Source organism: Ensifer sp. LC163, from assembly GCF_001695855.1.
GTDB lineage: Bacteria > Pseudomonadota > Alphaproteobacteria > Rhizobiales > Rhizobiaceae > Ensifer.
In genome coordinates, this window is sequence record NZ_MBSS01000016.1 from 77,002 (window position 1) to 98,762 (window position 21,761).

At 59.5% G+C, this 21,761-nt stretch carries 20 protein-coding genes and 2 pseudogenes; 11 read left to right on the forward strand and 11 right to left on the reverse strand.

Annotated elements, in window-relative coordinates; translation table 11 throughout:
• The first annotated feature begins 27 nt into the window (after positions 1–27).
• A complete protein-coding gene (locus BC360_RS15900) occupies positions 28–510 on the forward strand; it encodes an SRPBCC domain-containing protein (protein ID WP_065795879.1) in 483 nt (160 codons plus the stop codon).
• Positions 511–871: 361 nt separating this feature from the next.
• Here the strand turns inward: BC360_RS15900 and BC360_RS32760 are convergent.
• Positions 872–1,015, reverse strand: a pseudogene (locus BC360_RS32760) (zincin-like metallopeptidase domain-containing protein); the annotation flags it as partial.
• 857 nt (positions 1,016–1,872) lie between these two features.
• Between BC360_RS32760 and BC360_RS15910 the strand changes: the two are divergent.
• The gene (locus BC360_RS15910) at positions 1,873–2,697 is read left to right on the forward strand and encodes an alpha/beta hydrolase (RefSeq protein ID WP_065795901.1); all 825 of its coding nucleotides are present in this window, start codon (positions 1,873–1,875) and stop codon (positions 2,695–2,697) included.
• Positions 2,698–2,967: 270 nt separating this feature from the next.
• Here BC360_RS15910 and BC360_RS15915 read toward each other — a convergent pair whose 3' ends face one another.
• A complete protein-coding gene (locus tag BC360_RS15915; protein ID WP_083222583.1) occupies positions 2,968–4,080 on the reverse strand; it encodes an MBL fold metallo-hydrolase in 1,113 nt (370 codons plus the stop codon).
• A gap of 61 nt (positions 4,081–4,141) precedes the next feature.
• Here BC360_RS15915 and BC360_RS15920 point away from each other — a divergent pair, with 61 nt between their 5' ends.
• On the forward strand, positions 4,142–4,450 hold the full coding sequence (locus tag BC360_RS15920; RefSeq protein ID WP_065795881.1) for a hypothetical protein: 309 nt from the start codon (positions 4,142–4,144) through the stop codon (positions 4,448–4,450).
• Between the two features lie 170 nt (positions 4,451–4,620).
• On the opposite strand, the gene BC360_RS15925 is transcribed toward BC360_RS15920, so the two are convergent.
• The 4 genes from BC360_RS15925 to BC360_RS15940 all read right to left on the reverse strand — a co-directional run bounded on the left by BC360_RS15925 (position 4,621) and on the right by BC360_RS15940 (position 7,865).
• Complete coding sequence (locus BC360_RS15925; protein WP_065795882.1) at positions 4,621–5,076, reverse strand: DUF6130 family protein; 456 nt, start codon at positions 5,074–5,076, stop codon at positions 4,621–4,623.
• A gap of 294 nt (positions 5,077–5,370) precedes the next feature.
• On the reverse strand, positions 5,371–6,675 hold the full coding sequence (locus tag BC360_RS15930) for an epoxide hydrolase family protein (RefSeq protein ID WP_083222584.1): 1,305 nt from the start codon (positions 6,673–6,675) through the stop codon (positions 5,371–5,373).
• Positions 6,676–6,683: 8 nt separating this feature from the next.
• Positions 6,684–7,310, reverse strand: coding sequence for an isochorismatase family cysteine hydrolase (locus BC360_RS15935; protein ID WP_065795883.1), 627 nt, complete (start codon positions 7,308–7,310; stop codon positions 6,684–6,686).
• 30 nt (positions 7,311–7,340) lie between these two features.
• The gene (locus tag BC360_RS15940; protein WP_065795884.1) at positions 7,341–7,865 is read right to left on the reverse strand and encodes a hypothetical protein; all 525 of its coding nucleotides are present in this window, start codon (positions 7,863–7,865) and stop codon (positions 7,341–7,343) included.
• 159 nt (positions 7,866–8,024) lie between these two features.
• Here BC360_RS15940 and BC360_RS15945 point away from each other — a divergent pair, with 159 nt between their 5' ends.
• Complete coding sequence (locus tag BC360_RS15945; protein WP_065795885.1) at positions 8,025–8,522, forward strand: winged helix-turn-helix transcriptional regulator; 498 nt, start codon at positions 8,025–8,027, stop codon at positions 8,520–8,522.
• Between the two features lie 373 nt (positions 8,523–8,895).
• Here the strand turns inward: BC360_RS15945 and BC360_RS15950 are convergent, their stop codons facing one another.
• Positions 8,896–9,705 (reverse strand): oxidoreductase, encoded by an 810-nt coding sequence (locus BC360_RS15950; RefSeq protein ID WP_065795886.1) that lies wholly within the window; start codon positions 9,703–9,705, stop codon positions 8,896–8,898.
• A gap of 239 nt (positions 9,706–9,944) precedes the next feature.
• Here BC360_RS15950 and BC360_RS15955 point away from each other — a divergent pair.
• Positions 9,945–11,138: pseudogene (locus tag BC360_RS15955) on the forward strand (acetyl-CoA C-acyltransferase).
• 170 nt (positions 11,139–11,308) lie between these two features.
• Here BC360_RS15955 and BC360_RS15960 read toward each other — a convergent pair.
• From BC360_RS15960 to BC360_RS15970, 3 genes are read right to left on the reverse strand one after another with little or no spacing between them, the layout of a single operon-like run.
• Positions 11,309–11,956, reverse strand: coding sequence for a TetR/AcrR family transcriptional regulator (locus BC360_RS15960; RefSeq protein WP_244512747.1), 648 nt, complete (start codon positions 11,954–11,956; stop codon positions 11,309–11,311).
• A 32-nt stretch (positions 11,957–11,988) separates the two neighbouring features.
• On the reverse strand, positions 11,989–15,102 hold the full coding sequence (locus BC360_RS15965) for an efflux RND transporter permease subunit (RefSeq protein WP_065795887.1): 3,114 nt from the start codon (positions 15,100–15,102) through the stop codon (positions 11,989–11,991).
• Complete coding sequence (locus BC360_RS15970) at positions 15,102–16,214, reverse strand: efflux RND transporter periplasmic adaptor subunit (RefSeq protein WP_065795905.1); 1,113 nt, start codon at positions 16,212–16,214, stop codon at positions 15,102–15,104. Before BC360_RS15970 ends, BC360_RS15965 begins: the two co-directional genes overlap by 1 nt.
• A 97-nt stretch (positions 16,215–16,311) precedes the next feature.
• Here BC360_RS15970 and BC360_RS15975 point away from each other — a divergent pair, with 97 nt between their 5' ends.
• From BC360_RS15975 to BC360_RS15990, 4 genes are all read left to right on the forward strand, one after another.
• The gene (locus BC360_RS15975) at positions 16,312–16,896 is read left to right on the forward strand and encodes a TetR/AcrR family transcriptional regulator (protein WP_065795888.1); all 585 of its coding nucleotides are present in this window, start codon (positions 16,312–16,314) and stop codon (positions 16,894–16,896) included.
• Positions 16,897–16,943: 47 nt separating this feature from the next.
• Positions 16,944–18,221 (forward strand): beta-ketoacyl-ACP synthase II, encoded by a 1,278-nt coding sequence (gene fabF, locus BC360_RS15980; protein ID WP_065795889.1) that lies wholly within the window; start codon positions 16,944–16,946, stop codon positions 18,219–18,221.
• 41 nt (positions 18,222–18,262) lie between these two features.
• On the forward strand, positions 18,263–19,258 hold the full coding sequence (gene ftsZ / locus BC360_RS15985; RefSeq protein WP_065795890.1) for a cell division protein FtsZ: 996 nt from the start codon (positions 18,263–18,265) through the stop codon (positions 19,256–19,258).
• An 89-nt stretch (positions 19,259–19,347) separates the two neighbouring features.
• Complete coding sequence (locus BC360_RS15990) at positions 19,348–19,545, forward strand: hypothetical protein (protein ID WP_065795891.1); 198 nt, start codon at positions 19,348–19,350, stop codon at positions 19,543–19,545.
• Positions 19,546–19,712: 167 nt separating this feature from the next.
• Here BC360_RS15990 and BC360_RS15995 read toward each other — a convergent pair whose 3' ends face one another.
• A complete protein-coding gene (locus BC360_RS15995; RefSeq protein WP_065795892.1) occupies positions 19,713–20,090 on the reverse strand; it encodes a winged helix-turn-helix transcriptional regulator in 378 nt (125 codons plus the stop codon).
• Positions 20,091–20,184: 94 nt separating this feature from the next.
• On the opposite strand from BC360_RS15995, the gene BC360_RS16000 reads away from it, so the two are divergent.
• Both BC360_RS16000 and BC360_RS16005 read left to right on the forward strand, forming a co-directional pair.
• Complete coding sequence (locus BC360_RS16000; protein WP_065795893.1) at positions 20,185–20,931, forward strand: NADPH-dependent F420 reductase; 747 nt, start codon at positions 20,185–20,187, stop codon at positions 20,929–20,931.
• 225 nt (positions 20,932–21,156) lie between these two features.
• Positions 21,157–21,761 (forward strand): L,D-transpeptidase (locus BC360_RS16005; protein ID WP_139110064.1); only part of this gene is annotated, 605 nt, incomplete at its 3' end.

Consider the following 21,761-nt stretch of genomic DNA (forward strand, 5'->3'; position numbering starts at 1 on the left):
CGGCAAATCAAGAGAGGAGTCGAGTCGATGGACCTCAAGTTCAAGGTGATGATCCATGTTGGACGCCCGGTCGGTGAGGTGTTCGAGGCGGTCGCGGACCCGAAGGAGCTTTCGTCCTATTTCACGACCGGTGGCGCTTCGGCGCGGCTGGAAACCGGCAAGACGGTGATGTGGGATTTCGCTGACTTCCCCGGTGCCTTCCCGGTCGAGGTCGACAAGGTCGTGCCGAACGAAAAGATCGTTCTTCGCTGGGAAGCAGCCGAAGGCGAGCTGGTCTCCGACAAGGGCATCGACATCAAGCCGGCCGGATACCAAACCACGGTCACGATGTGGTTCAAGCCGACCGACGACGGTCGAACCTTGGTCGAAATCGAGGAAAAGGGCTGGCGAGATACGGAATCCGGACTCAAGGGCAGCTATGGGAATTGCATGGGTTGGTCGCAGATGCTCGCCGCGCTGAAGATGTGGGTCGAGCGTGGCATCAACCTGCGCGAAGGCGCTTACAAGTAGGTCAGGCAACTTGGCGCTCGATGCTCAAGGACCCGGCGCGGCGCTAATGACCGCTTTCCACCCCAGTTTTGACATTCCCTGATCGAAGTGAACGCCAAAAAACCGGTCGTTCCATCCTTCAAGTATGGGTGAGCGGTACCGCTGCACATTAATGCTGGTATGGGCGGAAAGCTTCACAACTCATCGTGGTCGTCATCCGGTGAAACTCGCGCGGGCTAAAGCGCCGACCGCCACGCTTGGCTCGACGCGCTCTGAAATAATGCGGAGGAATGTGGTCAAAAATGCCGGACTTAGCTGGTTTCAGCGGGTTCCTTCACATTATGAGCTGCTGCGGATAACTGAAGTTATGACGAGGTGAGCATAACTTGAGCCATGAGGCGATGTAGGCGGCGTGATCCTCGCGCGGCTCGATGGCTAGGCCGAGATCAGCTGACAGGAAGACGCTGCCAAGCTCGGCAACCAGCTCTTCCTTGGCGTAGCCCTCGTCACCCCACTTATCGCGACCATCCAATAGGCCGACTTGTTGCCGCGCTCGGCGGCGGTCAAGGCCCTCGACAAGTTCCGAATGGAGGTACCGCGTCGACCGGAGCTGATCGAGGAATATCAGACCGCCTGCGCCAGCCTTGAAGAGGACGCCAAGCGGTTGCTGGCAAGGCTTACAAACCACCGGTGATGATAAGCTCCGGTCGTGGTCGAGTAGCTATGCCATTCGGCTTAACCCTCACAGATTGCCGCTTCTGTCGACTAAATGCCCGATCAAGGGCAGCATGATCGACATAGCAACGAGGTGAACCGAGTTTGGGCAGCCTGTCTGGCCGCTGCGTTCACCGGTTCGAGGTTTGACATCAGGATTACCCAGCTCTGCGTCCGGACCCTGGCCTCCCCGTACGGGGTCCCCTCGGGCTGGCCCCTTCCCTCCGCACGTCTCGTTTCCTTCGACGGTTTCATGGGTACTATGAACCAGTCCGACTCCCGACCTCGGCTCGGTCGACAACTCTGGCAGTGCCTTGTTGCTGACCTCCGCCAGAGACCAATCTGGCGGACCCGGTCGGGCCTCTCATGTTCCGATAACTACCTTCCATGCGTGATCCGGCATCGACTCCGACGGAGCGGCTTGCCTTTCCAGCGGGCGTTTGCGGGACGGGGCGAAACACTGCCTTAAGCGAAGAGTTGCCCGAGTCCCTATTTGTTGTAGGGTGACGAGAGCAGATCACGATCCCCTGATTGTCGCCAGGCAGGGGCGGAGCGACAGCAGGTCCGCTTTTGGCCATCGTGACCGTTTCGAAGATCCGGGTGGAGACACGATTTGGCGTCGAGGGCAGGCTCTGAATATTGGGCGAGCGCACGGGCGGACATGATGCTGTGAGTGCCACGAAACTCCTGCTGATCGTTCCGCTGGCGGCGGCTTTCGCTTACATTTCGCTTGTCGGCCTGATGTACCTGTCGCAGCGCCCCCTCCTCTACCCCGGCGCAAGCACGGCACGACCTCCAGAACACGCGAGCTGGGGGGAGAACGTCTACATCCGAACGCGAGACGGAGAGACGCTTCATGGACTCTACAGCCAGGGCGAACCCGGCCAGCCGAAGGTGTTGTTCTTTCTTGGAAACGCCGACCGGGTCAGCAACTATGGCTTTCTCGCTCGGGCGCTGGCCGCGCGCGGCATCGGCCTGCTCGCAATTTCCTATCGCGGCTATCCTGGATCAACCGGGACGCCGAGCGAGGACGGGCTACTGACCGACGGCATTGCTGCGTTCGATTGGCTTTCGACTCGCTCCGACGGCGAGATCGTGGTGCTGGGCCAGTCGCTGGGAAGTGGTGTCGCTGTGCATACGGCTGGGGAAAGGCCGGCTTTCGCCGTCATCCTTGTGTCTGCTTTCCAGTCGGTTGTTTCGCTCGCACAGACGCACTACCCGTTCTTTCCGGCCGCCCTTCTCATCAAGGATCCCTTCCGCTCGGATCTAAGAATAACGAAGCTGAGGCAGCCGAAGCTGTTTATCCATGGTCGGCGGGACGCCATCATCCCGCTGTCTTCGGGCGAGGCTCTATATCAAGTCGCTCCCGAGCCCAAGCAGATGCTGGTCTACGACGGCTCTGGACACAACGATCTTTGGGACGGCCGCATGGTTGACGACATCATCCGCTTTTTGGAGTCGCCAGAAAGAGGCGTCCCCCATCTATCGCCCTGATGGGATCGACCGCGGCTTCTGTAATCCAAGAAGCCCAGCAGACATTTTGGCTTGCACGGTGAACACTACAGCTCCCCGCGGCGCGAAAGCCGGCCGGACCTTCAAAAACGCGGTACCTCTTGTGACTGGTACAATCCAGCCACAGCGTCGCGAAGTCTGCAGCCCTGTTTTTCCGCGCTTAGCCCGCGCGAAGCCTGGAGCTCCGTTCCTCACTTCGAGTTCTTAGTCATGGTCGGTTCCGCCCGCGCGCATTTTCGACAAGACCACTTGCTAGCCAGAGAACCGGGTGGCGAGTCCAGCGGTAAGTCCCTTCTGAAACTCATCCAACAACAATTGCTCTCGGCCGAGATAGCGGGGCGAGAAATGCATGGGAACGGATCTGACAGCGCGTGCCGCTGCGGCGATATTTCCCGCCTGAGATGCCGTCAGGTGCCTCTTGGAAGCTGCGATGTCCTCGTCCTCATCAAGGAAGCCGCCCTCGATGAAGAGGTAATCCGACTCTTCTGCTAAGGCAAGCAAACGTGACAGGTTCGGCTCGGTGAATGCTAGGTCTGTTGCGTAGCAGATACGCTCTCCGGGACCGGTGACGAGTACCTTAGCACGAAGAAGATCACCCAGTTTCATGTCGCGGCGACCCGGGATTGTGATGATTGTGCCCGGGTCCGCGTGAGACCGCACGAGCTGCTTGACCCCGGTCAGCCAAGGCCCGACCGGGAGATCAAGCCCATCCAGCCTCGCCTTGTGCACATTCACCCGCAAGCTTTCCTGAAACGCGAATGCTAGGCATGGTATTCCGTGATCGAGCTCAATCGCTTCGACGTGGAAGTCAGGTTCCATGAGGAGACGTCGGGAAGCAAGCGCCTCTACCCCGAGCGTCCCGCGGGCGAATTTATTGCGTGCCTTGAACCGCGACCGCGTCAGCTTGTCTTTGAGATTCCACTCTGCGGCAATGATCGAGAAATCCTCCGAAGTCTCATCGAGAAGATTCCACGTGTAGGATCGCAGCTTTGCCTCGACGGCGTCTGTCAGACCGGGAGGACCGAATATTTGCAGCTCTGCCGTCCGGTTAAGGAGCAAACGGAGTATCCGGTCAAAGCCCGCGAAGTGATCCATATGCATGTGCGACACGAATACCTGCCGGATCTTGGAAATTGTACCAGCCGGAAGGGGGCCTAGGTCGCCGAGATCGAAAAGGATAGCACGCGACGTGAAATTGAAATCAACCAGGAGGCCTGCATCCCCGAAAGGCTCATTGACCAACCTCGGTTGAACAAGAAACACGACATACCACTCCGCAGAATGTGAAGAGCTCCGCCCAAACCTGCCGAATCTCTTCCCCGATGAATCCTCGTGGTCGTGGATTGCCGCGGAACCGCAGTTCATCTCACGCCCACCTGCATGCCTCTGTCAACCGCTCGACGACCGAGCACGGGTGATCTCGCCAATGGCCGCGAATCTGACGCTAGCACCAATCGGCCAGCGCATTGGCCAACTGCAAAGTTTTATTTCTAACTTTGAACTCGGCGAGCGCCGCCTGGAGACAGCCGAGTTCCCCAAGGTGAGTAAAGCATCGGCGCCGATCCCTTTAAAACCATGCGGGAAGCCGAAGCAGATTAAGACCTTACGTCAACCGGCCGGGATCGAGTTCCTTCTGATACATTATGCGATCGCCATGCGAGCGACATGGAATCTTCAAATCTGCCTATTGAGACCGGTGACACATGAAGCTGTTGGCGAGACCGATGGCCGGTGATGGGCGGATACGCGCAACAAGCCCTTACAGGGCTCGTGAGAAAAGTTCCCTTGGCGCCCCTCTGCCTTTTCGCCGCGAAGCCTGAACGGGAATCCCGATCGCTGTCGACTTTCGCCAGCGGCATATCGGACAGCCCCGCGTGTCTGACAAGACGCGCGGCGCTGTAGTCCTCAGTGCGGATGAGACGCAGTGTCAGGCACCGTGAACGCCACTGTTTTTCCGGCGAAGACCTTGTGCTCGGGGCTCGCGAGCTCGATCCGCACTTTGTGCTCCCCGGCGGGTAGCCCGACCACGACGACCGTGCTGGTGTCTCCCGTTTCCGCCCACCGCCACGGTAGGTCGTCGACGGTCACGTGCAGATGCCCGACTCGTGGAGACACTGTGCTCGCGCCCGCTCCAAACACCGATACGATACGGAAATTCTCGGTTCGGTACGGGATAAGCACGGCGCCCCGGGCCAACGCTTCGGGAAGCGGAGGCTCCACGATCAGCTTGGGTGGGGGTTCGTTCTTGATGGGGAAGAACACCGGGGCGGCGCGGACCTCCCCCGTGCCCTGGGCGAAGGCGCCCGTGGCGAGCAAGGTGGCGGCAGCAACTGCGGCGAACGTCTTGATGAGCATGGTCATAGACCTCTCGTGACTGGATGACTGACGGTCACATGAGACGACCTCAATGTATCGCCATTGTTTTGGCGCTCGGCGATTTTGAAAGCTTATGTAGCAATCCAACCGCTTGGAGGTTTAGAGATACAGAACGCTCTGAAGGCTACCGAGCGTGACTCGATGAGGCGGCAAGCGGCAGCGGCAAAAACGAAGTGGATGCCGTCGCCTTCGACGGTCGGCGATTTGAATGAAGCCCTGAGCACCTTGGCAGTTAGAGCGGACGCGGACGGCGGGAGGAAACCGTCCGCGTCCTCCAACTCAGCGCAGCGATCTGAACGCCGCCCTGAGCTCCTGAGCGAAAATCATCGGCTGCTCCCAGGCAGCGAAGTGGCCGCCCTTCTCGGCATGATGATAGTAGATGAGATCGGGATAGGCCTTTTCGGTCCAGCTCCGCGGCGCCTCATGTTGCTCGCCGGGGAAGACGCTCACCGCTACCGGGATTTTGACGCCCTTCGCGTTGAAGAAGCCTCCCTTGTATTCCCAATAGAGGCGCGACGCAGACACGCCCGTATTGGTCAGCCAGTAGAGCGTGATGTTGTCGAGGATCTCGTCCCGCGTTAGCTCGCCGGTCGTGCTCTGACGGCGGCTAAGGGCCTCGGTAACTGCCGATGCGGGCTGGCTGCCGTTGTCGCCATGGTCGAGCATATAAGCAGCGAGGGCGACAGGCGAATCCGCAAGACCGTACAAGGTCTGGGGCCGCTCTGCCATTACCTTGTAAATTGCCACATGCTTGTAGGTGTAGAGGAGCTGCTCGTAGGCGCGCTTTTCCTCGGCCGAGAGGCCGGATGGCGGCGGATCTCCGGCCAGGGTCGCCTTGTCGATGTTGGCTGGAACAACCCCGGGCATGTTGGTATGGATGGCGAGCAACCCCGCAGGCTTTTGCAAGCCCATCTGGTCCACTACAAACGCGCCCCAGTCGCCGCCCTGGGCGACATAGCGCTGATAGCCGAGGCGCTTCATCAGCACGTCCCAGGCCTTAGCCATGCGCTCGGGACCCCAGCCGGTCGCAGTCGGTTTGCCGGAGAAGCCATAGCCCGGCATCGACGGGATCACCACGTCGAACGAATCTTCCGCTTTGCCGCCGTAGGCGACCGGATCCGTTAGTGGCCCGGCCAGCTTGATCTGCTCGATAATCGAGCCCGGCCAGCCATGGTTGATGATCACCGGTAAAGCATTGGGATTCTTCGAACGGACGTGGATGAAGTGAATTTCTTGCCCGTCGATCGTGGTGACGAACTGGGGCAGAGCATTCAGCTTGGCCTCTACCTTGCGCCAGTCATAGTCTTTCGCCCAATATCGGGCGAGCGCCTGCATCGTCGCCAGCGGCACACCTTGCGACGAGTCCGATACGGTCTCCTTCTCAGGCCACTGGGTCGCCAAGATCCGCTTACGAAGGTCGTTGAGCGCCTTCTCCGAATAGTGAATTTTGGGGAACGGACGGATCGAGGCATCTTGGCTGATGGTGGTGGTCGCAGTGGTGGCATAAGCCACCGGAGCGATAGCGGTTGTCGACAGCATGGTCGTTACAGCGGCAACGGCAAGGGTCTTCATAAACTTGGTCATTTCGTTTCTCACTTTCCGGACAAATCGTTGATCACTTCGTCAGTCGTTCGAATGGCGTGAGCGAAGGTGGGTCCATTGAGTTCGTGCGCGGCATGCATGTGCGCGTGGCCGAAGGCGGCGGTCGCGTCCTTCACCAGCGTAACGTGGTAGCCGAGCTCCATCGCGTATTTGGCTGTGGTCTCGATGCAGGTATTGGCGATCAGGCCGACAATGATGACGTGCGTGATGCCATGCTGCTTGAGCTTCATGTCGAGGTCGGTATTGGCGAACCCGCTCTGCCCCCAATGTTCGGAAGCGATGATGTCGCCCGGCTTCGGCGCGAAATCAGGATGGAATTCTCCGCCCCACTCGCCGCGGGCAAAGTGGTGACGGTCCATGATCTTGCGCTGGGTCGGGCTGGGATGGTCCCAACTCTCATAATCCCCGGGTTCCCAGCGCCGGTGCGGAACAATCGCTACCTGGACGCCGGCCGCACGCACGGCCCTGTCCAGCCGGCGGAGGTTGTCGAGCAGCCCGACCTCCTCGGCCACGGGCTTGAGCAGCGGGAAGACCTTCCCGTCCTCATGAAGGAAATCGTTGAACGGATCGACCAGCAGGTAGGCGGTCCGATCGATGGGATAGTTTGTCTGTGCCATGTTTAAGACCTCGGTTGAACTTGCGGATTGTCAGCTGTTGAGCGCGGCGCGCTCGATGCTTGACGCAAACAGCGGCGTTTCGCCCTGGTTATGGGCAATCGACATCGGCTGTCGTTGCCCGCGAAAGACCTCGAAGGGGATGCCCTGACTGTCGAGGAAGGCCTTGAATTCTTCGGTTGCTCTGGAGCGCACGTGGTTCGTGAATTCGCAAGTCCGGTCGTCGATGCGTTTGGCGCTGAGTTCCCAAAGCACATGGATCGTTGTTCGGCCCGTAGGAGTGAATATCTCCGAAACGGATTCGAGGATCAGGTGATGCTTCTCAGCCAATGTCTCGACGTAGTGCTGGACCATCAGACTGCCGCCGATCGTCTCGACGTTGATCGACATGCGCCTGCCGTCCGGAGCCGTCGTGAAACCGGCGGCAATATGAGCCGGAGAGCAGCGCCGGTATTCATCCTCAGGGAGGGTGAAGCACCATTGCGGAATGTCGATCTTCTCGAACGGTGCGTTGATGATTGCGGAAAAACTAGAATCGACGATTTCATGATCGCTCATGGGCGCGCTCCTTCGTTTACTGGACAAGCGTGATATCGCCATCGAAATTGCGTCGCGATCGTCGCGACGCCGCTTGGCCTGTTGCGCTTGTTTCAACGAGCTCTTATATTAGCTATGAAAATCATATCTACAAGTCCCTATGATAAAGAAAGCGACAAGATGGAGAAAATATCTGCTGAAATGACGCTCTGCCCGATCGCCCGCTCCGAGGGTGAAGTCGGCGACCGCTGGACCGTGCTGGTCCTGCGCGAGCTCTTCATGCGCGTTCATCGCTTTGAGGAAATCCAGGCGCAGACCGGCGGGACGCCGCAGATGATCGCAGCGCGGCTGAAGAAGCTGCAGGAGGATGGTCTGGTGGAGCGCCGCCGCTACACCGAGCGGCCGCCACGTTACGAGTATCACCTGACCGAGAAAGGCGAGGCTTTTTACCCTGTCGTCCTGGCGCTGCGGGCATGGGGGGAGAGATGGTGCAAGTCACCGGATGAGGGCCGGGCGGTCAATTACCTGCACTCCACCTGCGGGAAGCCCGCAGGACTTGGGCCAGTTTGCGAAAGCTGCGGCCAACCGCTGCAGCGCAAAGATCTGATTACCGAGCTAAATCCCGCCTATCAAAGCGAACGCGAAGAGCGGGCTGAGGCGTTCAAGGCCAGCCGCTAAATCCTTCATTGTTGGACAGCGCCCTCAGCTTTTAGGAGCACGAACGGCAATCGAATAGACTTGAGGGAGCCAGGCGGGGATGTGGGAGCGTCGTCTTGGGGGATACCAACGGCCCTCTTTTCGCGCGATGTCCGCTGTAGGTCACATTCCCGTCTCAGCGACAGAGGCAGTCGAGCTTCCATCTTCCATCTGAGACAAGCGGAAGCTGGCAACATGGCGCCCAGTCCGGATATCTCCTATCCGTGTTCTTGAACGGGATCGAACCAACCACCTCCATTTTGTTAAGGCAACGCGCTGAACATCCATGATGATGTATTCTATCATGGACGTTCAAAGATGCGGTTGAGTGTTTCCCCTTCGAGCGCGTAGGGCTTCACTTCTTCTTGGCGAAGCCAAATGTTTTGCGCAGGCTGCCATCGACTTTGGCCGGCATGAATCGGCGCAACCGCGCGAGAAGGGTCGCTTCACGCCCCACGGGCCGGCGTAACCTGTAGGGTCCTTCGATGACGTTGGCGATTTTCTCTGCGACGAACTGCGGCGATGGCGCGGACTTTATTTGGGTTTGCACCGTATTGACGGTCGCTTGGAACTGGGTCGCATAGACCCCGAGCGGCGCGGCTGTATGGACGGCATTCACATCCAGTTTCGTATTGGTAAAGGTTGGCTCAAGCAAAACCACTCGTACACCAAATTCCCGGATCTCGTGATCGAGGCTCTCCGACATGCCCTCAAGCGCATGCTTGCTGGCAGCATAAATGCCCATGAATGGGGCCGGCAGAAATCCGAGCACCGAACTGACGTTGATAATGAGGCCGCTCTGTTTAGCTCGCATTGCCGGCAATACCCGACGGGTTAATCGCAACGGGCCAAGGACGTTGGTGTCGAACACCGCGGCCGCCTCTTCGGGCGAGGTGTTCTCGATCGGACCGATCAAAGACACGCCGGCATTGTTGATCAGAACATCAATGCGCCCGGCCTCTGACAAGACCCCGTCGATGAAGCTTGCCACAGAGGCATCATTGGTGACGTCGACCACGCCATATTTCAGTCCGGGTACCGAAGACATTCCCTGCTTACGGGCGCCGCCATAGACGATATGCCCGGCCTTCGCCAAATGGCGGGCGGTCGCTTCGCCGATTCCGGAGGATGCACCTGTAACCACAATCACTTTTTGTCCGGCCACAGCGGCCTCCTCTTCTTCATTGTCTATTCGCGATCAGCGTCGGGCGGTACGGTTGAACGATCCCGTCGGCTTTATAGATGTCACTCGACTTCTATCTTGTATTTAGATGTCAAACTAAATATAAAAAATCAAGCCCTGTCCGACGAATGTTTTTGGATGGGCTGCCACCCTGGAGCCAACCAGGAAATGTCATCGGTCCAGCTTCTCGCCGGCCTTGCAAATCATCAAAAGGAAACTTCATGACGCAGCTTGACGACCCGATTGTCATCGTATCCGCCGTCAGGACACCGCTTGGCCGGTTCCTTGGAGACTTGGCCTCGTTAGAGGCGACCGCACTCGGCGCCGTGGTGATCCGAGCCGCACTACAGCGCGCCCACCTGCCGTTTGAACGTCCTGATGAAGTTATAATGGGCTGCGTGCTTTCGGCGGGCCTGGGACAGGCCCCCACCCGCCGGGCGGCACGTCGCGCAGGCCTACCGGACGGGATCGGCGCCACGACCGTCAACAAGGTCTGCGGATCCGGCATGAAAGCCGCCATGATTGGCCATGACTTGATATGCGCTGGGGCAGCTGAGGTCGTCGTTGCAGGCGGCATGGAATCCATGTCCAACGCGCCTTACTTGCTTGCCAAGGCCCGCGAGGGATATCGAGCCGGCCACGGCAAGATCTTCGACCATATGATGCTGGACGGCCTGGAGGACGCTTATGAGCCCGGACGAGCAATGGGGGATTTTGGTGAGCTCGCCGTGGAAAAGTATCAGTTCACGCGCGACGATCAGGACACCTATGCAATCGAGACGCTCACCCGCGCCCGCGTCGCCATCGAAAACAGGCTCTTCGCCGCCGAAATCGCGCCTGTGTCGGTCACGCTGAAAGCCGGCGAGAGGATTGTCGATACGGACGAACATCCCCTCAAGGTCCATCCGGAGAAGATCCCCGGTCTCCAGGCGGCGTTCCGACCGGACGGCACGATCACGACCGCCAGCGCTTCCGCCAACGCTGACGGAGCCGCCGCACTTGTTTTGACCCGGCTCTCGCTTGCGAGAAAAGAGAACCTTCCCATTCTTGCCCTGATCAGGGCACACGTCACCCACAGCCAATAGCCGGCCTGGTACACGACCGCGCCGATCCCTGCCATCCGAAAACTGCTCGGTAAGGCTGGATGGAGCGTAGACGACGTCGATCTCTTCGAGATCAACGAGGCGTTCGCAGTCGTCGCGATGGCTGCCGCGAAGGAGCTCGGCATCCCGGGCGAGCGCCTGAACGTCAACGGTTGAGCATGCGCGCTCAGCAACCCGATTGGCGCAACCGGCGCCCGACTGATTGTCACCCTTCTACATGCCCTGGCAAACCGCGGCCTGAAGAGAGGCATCGCGTCGCTTTGCATCGGTGGCGGTGAGGCAACCGCAATCGCAATAGAACGCCCGGGTTAGGTATAATCTCGGCCGCCTAAGATAGCGATAACTGTGGACAGGTTCAAACTTCTGCGGCTTACGCGCGGCAGGCGCGACGTCTCGGCAGTTCAAAGCAGAGCGGGCGAAATAGAGCCGCACCCATGGTCTCAAGGTTCTGTGCCGGGATGATGCAGTTACCGTCTCGCCTGTCATCCCTTCGAAATTTCAAGCGCCCGCAGGACAAACCGTACGTGAAGATCCAGATCCGCGTCGATATCGCCGCCATCCGAAACCCGTTGCTCGACGAGGACCGGGTGGAGAAAAGAAATCATGGCCGTGATGATGCTTTGCGCGGTTTTGGATGGATCTGCCGCAGGAAGCTCGGATGCCTTTTGGCCATCGTGAATGACGGCTTCGAGATCAGCCGTGAGTTGCTCAAAATAAGAGCGCGTGACCCGCCAATTCTCACCGGCAGCTGCAACAAATAGGGCGTGGATATTTCTCTCTTCCGCCAGATGCCGTCGGATACGATAATGAAGTGTCTCGATGATTGCGACAAGCTTGACCCGAGCCGGTGCAGTGCTTCGCGCGATGTCACGTATGGCCTCGAGCGCCTGTTCAGCAAACCGGGCATAGAGACCATGGTCGATGGCCGCCCTCGTGGGGAAAAAGCGATAGACATTTGCCCGGCTCATGCCGAGCTCGTCAGCGATGTCGGCGACGTTCGTCTTCTGGTGACCGATGTGGCGGATATGTTTCTCCGCCACATCCAGGATTCGTTCACGGACTTCAGCTCTTGCACCGTCGTCTCCTATCACAGTCAGTGTATGGTGTGATGGGGCGATCAGGGGAAACACCGAACGATACCTCCCCGGCTTGCGTAACGGCATCACTCAGCTGCCAAGCGCAAGGGCAGTTTCGGCTCGTCAACCTTGGACTCCTCGTGCTCCTTATCTTCCGTCGGCTTGATCCGGAACCAGGCCGCATAGAGAGCCGGAAGGAAGAGCAGGATCATCACCGTGCCGACCGCCGTGCCACCGATCAATGTGTAGGCCATCGACCCCCAGAACACCGAGTGGGTCAGTGGAATGAAGGCGAGAACAGCTGCCAGTGCCGTCAAGATAACCGGACGTGTTCGTTGCACTGTCGCTTCGATGACGGCGTGATAGTCATCAAGACCTGCCGCTTGGTTCTCCTTGATCTGCTCCGTCAAAATGAGGGTATTGCGCATCAGGATACCGGCAAGGCCAATCAGACCCAGAATGGCGTTGAAGCCGAAGGGCTGATTGAAGAGGAGCAGTGCCGGTACCACGCCGGCAAGGCCGAGCGGTGCTGTCAGCATCACCATGGTCATGGTCGACAGGCTGCGAACCTGCAGCACGATAACGATCAGCGTCGCGGCAATCATCATCGGAAAGATTTTGACGAGGGCGACGTTTGCCTTGAGCGACTCTTCGATATTGCCGCCCATTTCGATCCGATAGCCGACGGGCAGCGAGGCAATCAACGGCTGCAGGGCCTGCATTACCGCTTGCGAAACCTCAGGCGGCTGCGTCGCCTCGTTGATATCCGACCGAATGGTAATGACCGGGGTGCGGTCGCGGCGCTTCATGATCGGCTCCTCGAAGCTGACTTCCGAGTGACCGACCTGATCAAGCGGGATTGCCCTTCCATCTCTGCTGATCAGCGAGAAGTCTGAGAGCCTCGAGGGATCGAGACGGTTTTCTCCACCGCTGCGCGCAACCACCGGGACATTGCGGATATTCTCACGGACCTGGGTGATGGGAACGCCGGTCAGCAGGAGCTGCAGCTGTTGAGCTGCTTCTGCGGGTGAAAGGCCGATGAGGTTGAGCCTTTCCTGGTCCGGGATGAAGCGGACAACGGGCGTGCGATTGCCCCAGTCGCGGTTGGCCTGGCGAACATCCGGGACGGATTTCATGATCGAGAGGGCTTCCTCCGAGATTTGATAGAGCTTCTCGGGATCCGGCCCCATGATGCGAAACTCGACCGGAAACGGGGTGTAGGGGCCGAACACGAGTTGCGTGACACGCACGGATGCTTCCGGCGCAAGGCCGTCGGCGATTGCAGCGCGCATGCGATGCTTCAGCGCTTCACGGCCCTCGGCATCAGGAGTGAGGGCGACGATCTTGGCGAAAGCCGGGTCCGGAAGTTCAGGCGCCATGGCAAAGAAGAAGCGCGGCGCGCCCTGGCCGATATAGCTGGTGACGATCTTGGACTCGGGCTGCTCCTGCAGCCAGCGTTCGAGTTTTGCGACCGTGGCCGTGGTCGTTTTGATGCTCGTGCCTTCGGGCAGTCGAACCTCGACCAGGACTTCGGGGCGGTCCGAGGTCGGGAAGAATTGCTGCTTCACATTGCCCATTCCCACGACGGAAACCCCCATCGCGATGACAACGACGGCGCAGGTCAGAAACTTATGACGGACGGCGAACTTGATAATTGCACGAAGGCGCTGGTAATTCGGTGTGCCGTAGATAGCGCCGTGACCGCCGCTCACGGGCTTGATGTCCGGAAGCATCTTGACGCCGAGATAAGGCGTGAACACCACCGCGATGATCCAGGACACGATCAAAGCGAAGCCCACGACCCAGAAGATGTTACCGGCATATTCGCCGGCTGTTGATTTCGCAAAGCCGACCGGCATCAGACCGATGATGGTGACGAGCGTGCCTGACAGCATAGGGGCCGCCGTATGGCTCCAGGCATAGGCGGCCGCCTTGATGCGATCCATGCCCTCTTCCATCTTCACCACCATAACCTCGATGGCGATGATGGCGTCGTCGACCAGAAGTCCGAGCGCCAGGATCAGAGCGCCGAGTGTGATGCGGTCGAAAAAGCGGCCGGTTTCCAGCATGATCAGGAAGACAACGGCAAGCGTCAGCGGCACAGCAAGCGCAACGACAATGCCGACGCGCCAGCCCAAAGCGATCAGACTCACGAACAGCACGACGCCAAGCGCCATGGCAAACTTCATCATGAATTCGCCGACGGCTTCCTGGATGTTGACCGCCTGGTCGCTGACCTTCGCCAGGCTCATGCCGAGAGGCAACGACTGGCTGATCGTGGCGGATCTTTCTTCAAGCGCCTTGCCGAGATCAAGGCCGTTCCAACCCGACTGCATCACGGCGCCGAGCATGATTGCAGGCTCGCCCTCATGACGGATAATGTAGGTCGCAGGATCTTGGTAGCCGCGGCGGATCTCCGCAAAATCGGAAAGCTTCAGCGTGCGGCCACCCGCCACGATCGGCGTGTCAGCGATTGCCTGGATGTTGTTATAGGCGCCATCGAAGCGGATAAAGACTTGCGGGCCGCGTGTATCTATTGAGCCGGCGGGCGTGACGTTGTTCTGGTTCTGAAGGGCAGACGCAATGTCCTTTGCCGAGACGCCGAGCGTGGCGAGCTTGGCAAAGGAGAACTCGACGAAAATCTGTTCGGGCCGCTCGCCAAGAATATTGATCTTCTTGACGCCCGGGACATGCAGAAGATCCTGTCGGATCGTTTCAGCCTGACGAACAAGATCGCGCATGGGCATGCCCTTGGCTTTCAAGGCATAGAGGGCGAAGCTGACGTCCGAATACTCATCGTTCACGAAAGGCCCGAAGACTCCCGGCGGTAGACTTCTCGCCTCGTCGCCAAGTTTCTTGCGTGCCTGGTAAAACTCCTCCTCGACCGCGCTGGCCGGTGTGCTGTCCTTAAGGGTGACCGTCAAGTATGCGTAGCCAGGACGGGTGGTTGTCTCCACCCGGTCATACCAGGTCAGTTCCTGAATGCGTTTTTCCAGCGGCTCCGCGACGAGATCCTGCATTTCACGGGCTGTTGCGCCCGGCCATACGGCCGTGACGGTCATCGTCTTGATGGTGAAGGACGGATCTTCCGCGCGTCCGAGGCTAAGGAAGGCGTAGACGCCTGCGGCGGCCAAAAGGATGATGAAAAAGAGGGTGACTGCCCGCTCACGAACGGCGAGCGCGGAAAGATTGAAGGTCATCAGTTGGCCGCCTCTGCTTTTTCGACACTGGTCCGGATGCTCGCGCCATCGGTCAGAAGATGCGCGCCAAGTGCAACTACCTCCTCTCCTGGCTTCAGCCCCGAGACGATCGCGTCTTCTTCTCCAAGCCGCTCGACTTTCAATTCCCGGAAGTGAACGCTCGACGATTTATCGTCGACGACCCAAATGCCTGTGCGAGTGCCGTCGTCCAAAAGGGCCCCGACCGGCACCTCGGCATGGGACTGCGCATCCTTATTGGGGATCTTGATCGTAACCGTTGCCCCCAAGGGCGCGGTTGCGGCATCTCCCTGCAGGACCCAACGGGTTTCATAGGTGCGGGTCCGAGGATCCGCGGCGGCTGACATTTGCCTCAGAACCGCCTTTTCCGCCGTGCTGCGGCCGTAGACGGTGGCGTGCGCGACAGCGTCAATCTCAGGTCTGAGAATTTCGGGAAGCCAGACGAGTGCTTCGCGAGGTCCTGCTTTAGCGAGCCTTATGACCGGCTGACCGGCTGCGACGACCTGCCCCGGCTCGCCGAGTGTCTCCACAATGGTGCCATCTGCGTCGGCAACAAGTAGCGTATAGGCGGCCTCGTTTTCGGCGACCTTCGCCTCCGCTTCCGCCGCAGCAAGCTGTGCTGTCGCAGTATCGAGCGCTGCTTTGGACTGTTCATACCTCTGCGGCGTTGCCGCCAAACCATTCTTGACGAGCACGCCATATCGCCTCTCGTCGGCTTGTGCTTGTATGAATGTTGCATTGGCAGCCGCAGCTGCATTGCGTTTGGCGGTCAAGGCCAAACGAAGATCTGTTTCGTCGATCCGCATCAGTGGCTGCCCGGCCTGCACCTCATCACCGAGATCCACGAGCCGTTCAACGATCTTTCCCGCAACACGGAAGCCGAGATCGCTCTGCACGCGTGCGGCAATGGTTCCGGTAAAACTACGAGCCACAGTATCCGGCGTTCGTGCCTTTGTGACGCTCACGAAGGGAACGGCGGTTCGAGGATCAGCAGCTACCGCGACTTTTTCCGTGGGCCAAAAGACAAAAGCTGCAGCCGCAACGCCGGCACTGGCCAGCAGAGCCGCGGAAGAGAGGAGAAAGTTCTTTTTCATGTGCTGACCCTTCTTGACGGTCGAGGTATTCGGAATAGATTGCATTCTAACTCTAAAAGGTATATAGATGTCAACTGAAATCTAAAAGGAGACCCGGATGAGAGTCAGTCGAGCCCAGGCCGAGGCAAACCGAGAAGCCGTGATCAATGCGGCAAGCCGGCTCTTTCGTGAGCACGGTTTTGACGGGATTGGTCTCAAAGATCTGATGAAGGGGGCTGGCCTGACCCAGGGCGGCTTCTACAAGCAATTCGAATCGAAGGACGATCTTGCCGCGCTTGCATCCAGACGCGCGATGGAGAGTGCGACGCGCAGATGGTCGTCCGTTGCAGCCTCAAGCTCGGAGCCGCTGCGCGCGGTCGTCGATCTCTATCTTTCGGCCGGTCACCGCGGAGAAACCGGGGATGGATGCCCTCTGGTCGCGCTCGGCTCGGACGCTGCTCGCCAAAGCCCTGAGGTTCGAACACCCTTCCAGGATGGCATCAAGGCTCACCTGCAGGTGCTGGAGGAATTGATGCCGGAGCAGGGTGAGCCCGACGCCGACGAAAAGGCCATGGTGGTGCTGTCCCTTATGGTCGGTGCGGTCACGCTCTCCCGGATCGTGACCGATGCGGATATGTCGGACCGCCTGCTCGAAGTGGCGGCCAATGAGGTGAAGCGTCTCGCCCCCCTCGACGGAGATTAGGACACGGCCGCCCTGATCCCGCAAAACAGCAATATGTTGGAGTCGTCATGCGTCGTATCGTCGTCACAGGCATGGGAGCGCTTAGCCCGCTCGGTGCCAATGTTTCCAGCTCCTGGACACGGCTTATAGCCGGGAAGTCAGGCATTCGCCGCTTGCCGGATGAGGTTGTCAGTGATCTCCCCGCCAAGGTGGGTGGCGTTGTGCCATCCGTCATCGAGGATGCCGAAGCCGGATTTAATCCCGATCTCGTGCTGCCGCCGAAAGATCAGCGCAAGGTCGATCGCTTCATTCTTTTTGCACTCGCAGCGGCTGAAGAGGCTCTCGCGCAGGCGCGCTGGAGGCCTACCTCGGAAGAGGACCGCCTGCGAACGGCGACGATTATCGCTTCCGGGATCGGCGGCTTTCCTGCCATAACAGACGCGGTCCGGACCGTTGACCAGAAGGGACCGCGACGCTTGTCGCCCTTCACCATTCCATCGTTTCTCGTCAATCTGGCAGCGGGTCAGGTATCAATCAGACATGGGTTCAAAGGCCCTCTCGGCGCGCCTGTGACAGCATGTGCGGCGGGCGTTCAGGCCATCGGAGATGCTGCTCGGCTTATTCGTGCCAACGAGGCTGACATCGCGGTTTGCGGCGGGTCGGAAGCCTGCATGAATATCGTGAGCCTTGGCGGCTTCGCCGCCGCGCGGTCTCTGTCCGCCGGATTCAACGACACCCCTGAACTGGCATCGCGGCCATTCGACATGCTCCGCGACGGCTTCGTCATGGGCGAAGGTGCCGGAGTGCTAGTTATCGAATCCCTCAGCCATGCGCTGGCGCGCGGCGCCGAGCCGCTGGCCGAACTGGTCGGCTATGGCACGACGGCCGATGCCCACCACATCACCTCCGGTCCCGAGGACGGGTCCGGCGCGGCAAGGGCCATGCAGATTGCGATCAAGCAGGCAGGCATCTCCCCGCACGAGATCCAGCACCTGAATGCGCATGCCACCTCAACTCCGGTCGGGGACCGCGGGGAACTAGCGGCAATCAAGACGGTGTTCGGGACGGCGTCAGAGGTAGCAGTGAGCGGCACGAAATCCGCGACCGGTCATCTGCTCGGTGCCGCCGGTGGACTGGAGGCGATCTTTGCGATCATGGCTCTCCGAAACCAGATTGCGCCGCCAACGCTGAACCTGAACGCACCCGACCCCGCCAGCGACGGCATTGACATCGTTGCAAAGGTGGCCCGGCCGATGCCCATGAACTACGCGATCACCAATGGGTTCGGGTTTGGCGGCGTGAATGCCAGTGCTCTGTTCAAGCGCTGGCCCGGGAAAGCGGCATAGGCATACACGAGCAATTACGCACGAGGCTAGGACGGATAATAATGATGCATCCCCTACAGAAAACGGCAGGCTGGAAGCCCAAGATCACCGTAATCGGTGTTGGAGGTGGCGGCGGAAACGCAGTCGACAACATGATCGCGCAGGACTTATCAGGTGTGGATTTTCTGGTTGCCAACACCGACGCTCAGGCGCTCGTTAAGTCGAAGGCGCCGCGGATCGTGCAACTCGGCCTGGAGATTACCGAGGGTCTGGGTGCCGGCTCGCTCCCCGCCATTGGCCGTGCCGCTGCGGAAGAATCGATCGACGAGATCATGGAGCATCTCGCAGGTTACCATATGTGCTTTCTGGCCGCCGGCATGGGCGGCGGCACTGGCACAGGGGCAGCGCCCGTTATCGCCCGTGCCGCACGTCAGGCCGGCATCCTCACGGTCGCCGTCGTCACGGAACCGTTTGTCTTCGAAGGCTCGCACCGTTTGCGCCAAGCCAAGGAAGGTATAGAGCAACTTCTCGAATGCGCCGACACCGTTATCGCCGTTCCAAACCAGAGCCTTTTCCGCCTCTCCAGCCCACATACGACCCTTGCCGCCGCGTTCGCCACGGCTGACGCCGTGCTCTACGCAGGTGTAAGCTCGATCGTCGATCTGATCTTGAAGGAAGGGTTGGTCAATCTCGATTTCGCCGATGTGAAAGCGGTCATGCGGGACATGGGCATGGCCGTGATGGGCACCGGAGAAGCTGCTGGCCCGGGCAGAGCGACTGCCGCCGCGAAAGCAGCCCTGGAAAATCCGCTCTTCGGCGACGCGATGCTCAAAGATGCCAGAGGGGTTCTCGTCTCGATCTCGGCCGGTCGAGATCTGACACTGTTCGAAGTCGACGAAGCGGCCGGCCGGATTCGCGAGGAGGTCGATGAGAATGCCGAGATCATCTTTGGGGCGACGTTCGACGAGACCCTCGGTGACAGGATGCGGGTGTCGGTCGTCGCCACCGGCCTTGGGTTGACGGCCCGAATGCCTTTGCTTGTCGAACAGGTCGCCTGACGTCCGTCATCGCCTCGTCGTGATAGCGCGACCATCGGCCTCCAGAGACAGCGAGCTGCGAAACCTTAAACCAGTGCAGGAGTGACACGATGTTGAAACGCATTCTCGCGAAATGGAGGATCTGGGAGGAAGCCCTCAATGGGATCGATGACCTGCATGGGGATCATCTTATGAACCTGGAGAAACGTGTACTTAGCCTTGAGCGGGAAATGGCGGGAGTGCGGGGAAACCTGCACCCCGAATCCTCGATCGAGCGGGAGTTGTCCCTAGATAACCCCCATACCTGAACCTGGCCAGCGGACCGCTACCGTGCGAAGCGCCCTTGCCAGTGCTAAGACAAGAGATCGAGCGCCGTGGTGACGTCGTTTGTAAGCGACGTCCCACACCCACGTTGCTTGGATGAACTCTTCGCGGTGCTAGAGGCATTGAGCGTTTAGCGCCCGGCTCAATGTGGTCACGTCGATTTTTTTATCTCCAGCCGGTCTCTGCGCATGTAGGCCCAATCAATGAGTTCGGCCATTGCGGGTCCCAGGGCCTTGCCCATCTCGGTCAGCGCGTAATCCACCTTCGGCGGCACCTGAGGATAGACGGTTCGGGTCACTACACCGTCCTTCTCCAGTTCCTTCAGTTGCTGGATAAGCATCTTCTGGTTCACGCCTTCGCAACGTCTTTCGAGTTCGGAAAAACGAAGTGGCTCCTTAGCTCCAAACAACTGGCAGATGATGACGATCTTCCACTTGCCCTCCAGCACGCGCAGGGCGTCCGTGGTTGCTTCCGCCCATTTGAGATGCTGTTGAGGGTCGCCGCACTTCCAGTCCCGATCCTGCGCCATACTTACCTTTTGGTGGGTAGCCCACTTATCCGTCAGTTCTTGTCGATACCGCAGTATCTATTATCTTGGTGGGCGGAACAACAGGAGCATCAGCATGAAAATCGGCATCATCGGCATTGGCAATATCGGCGGCACCCTTGCGCGCAAGCTTGCATCTGCGGGGCATGAGGTCAGGGTAGCCAATTCCAAGGGGGCTGAAGATGTGCGGCCGTTTGCGGAGGAGATTGGAGCCGCGGCGACGGACACGCACGGGGCTGTATCCGGCGCGGATTTGGTCATTATGTCCATTCCGCTTCCCGCTATCGAAAAGCTGCCGAAAGACCTCTTCAAAGACGTGCCCGCAAGCATACCGGTCGTGGATACCAGCAACTACTATCCTGGGCTGCGAGACCCTCAAATCGCCGACCTTGATGCAGGCGAGGTCGAAAGTATCTGGGTATCTAGACAGCTCGGCCGCCCCGTCATCAAGGCGTTCAACAACATCCTTGCGCATTCCCTGTCGGAACTCGATCAGCCGGAAGGCTCGGCCGGTCGGCTGGCAGTCGCGGTCGCTGGGGACGACACGGACGCCAAGCAACTCGTCATGGGCATTGTCGACGACGTTGGCTTCGATCCGGTCGATGGTGGGCCATTGGAGGAATCGTGGCGGCAGCAACCCTCGACGCCAGGGTATTGCTGCGATTACGACGCGGTCACCATGCGCAAGGCACTCAATGCTGCGGTAAAGGGTGAAGCGCCCAGGAAGCGTGACCAGCTCATGAGCAAGATGGGGGCGCTCGGACCGAACCCTACCCACGACGACGTGGTGGCAATGAACCGCTCGCTGAACCCGCTGACCTGACGTGCGCACCATGACAAAAGTCGTGTCCATTGCGGCGCTCTTGCTCGTCGTCGCAGGCGGTAACTACCTTCTGTGGTCTCCGGACGACCTGTGCACGAGGGGCATGTCGAACTCGCCGACGGGTGGGGCATGCCGGTAAGGCTTTCACGCCTTCTTAACCATGAATTGTGAAAATGCGCTCATCCGGTGGGCATGATGCCGACCGTTCGCTTGGGGTAAGGGTGCATGCGTAAGCCGCAAGATCAGAAGCTGTCCTCTGGCGCCATACCGGAGTCCGGCTACGTCCTCTCCCGCCGCGCTGTGCTTTCAGGCCTCGGTGTCATGACCCTGTTTGGCGCCTCCGGCTGCTCGCAGATGCTCGAACTTCCGTCGCTGGGAACAATTGAGCCGTCCAGTAGTATGCCGCCTGTGGGCGTTGATCGCATGCCGACCGGTTCAATTCCACCGGTCAGCATCGACAGCAACATCACCGCCAACAGCACGATGTATGCCTCGCTGATCGACAATGGCTTCGTAATTCCTGCAATCCCATTCCAGAAGGTCAAGCCGGAATTCCGTCGCCAGATCGTTGTCGATCCGACCGGCGAGGCGCCGGGCACGATCGTGGTGAGGCTCAACGAGCGGCATCTCTATTGGGTGCAGGAAGGCGGCGAAGCGATCCGTTACGGCGTCGGCATCGGCAAGGCCGGCTTCGAATGGAATGGCCGTGCAGAGATCCAGTACACAAAAGAGTGGCCGACCTGGACGCCGCCGAAAGAGATGATCGCGCGCAAGCCGGAACTGGTGAAATGGACGGGTGGTCAGCCGGGCGGGCTCGACAACCCGCTCGG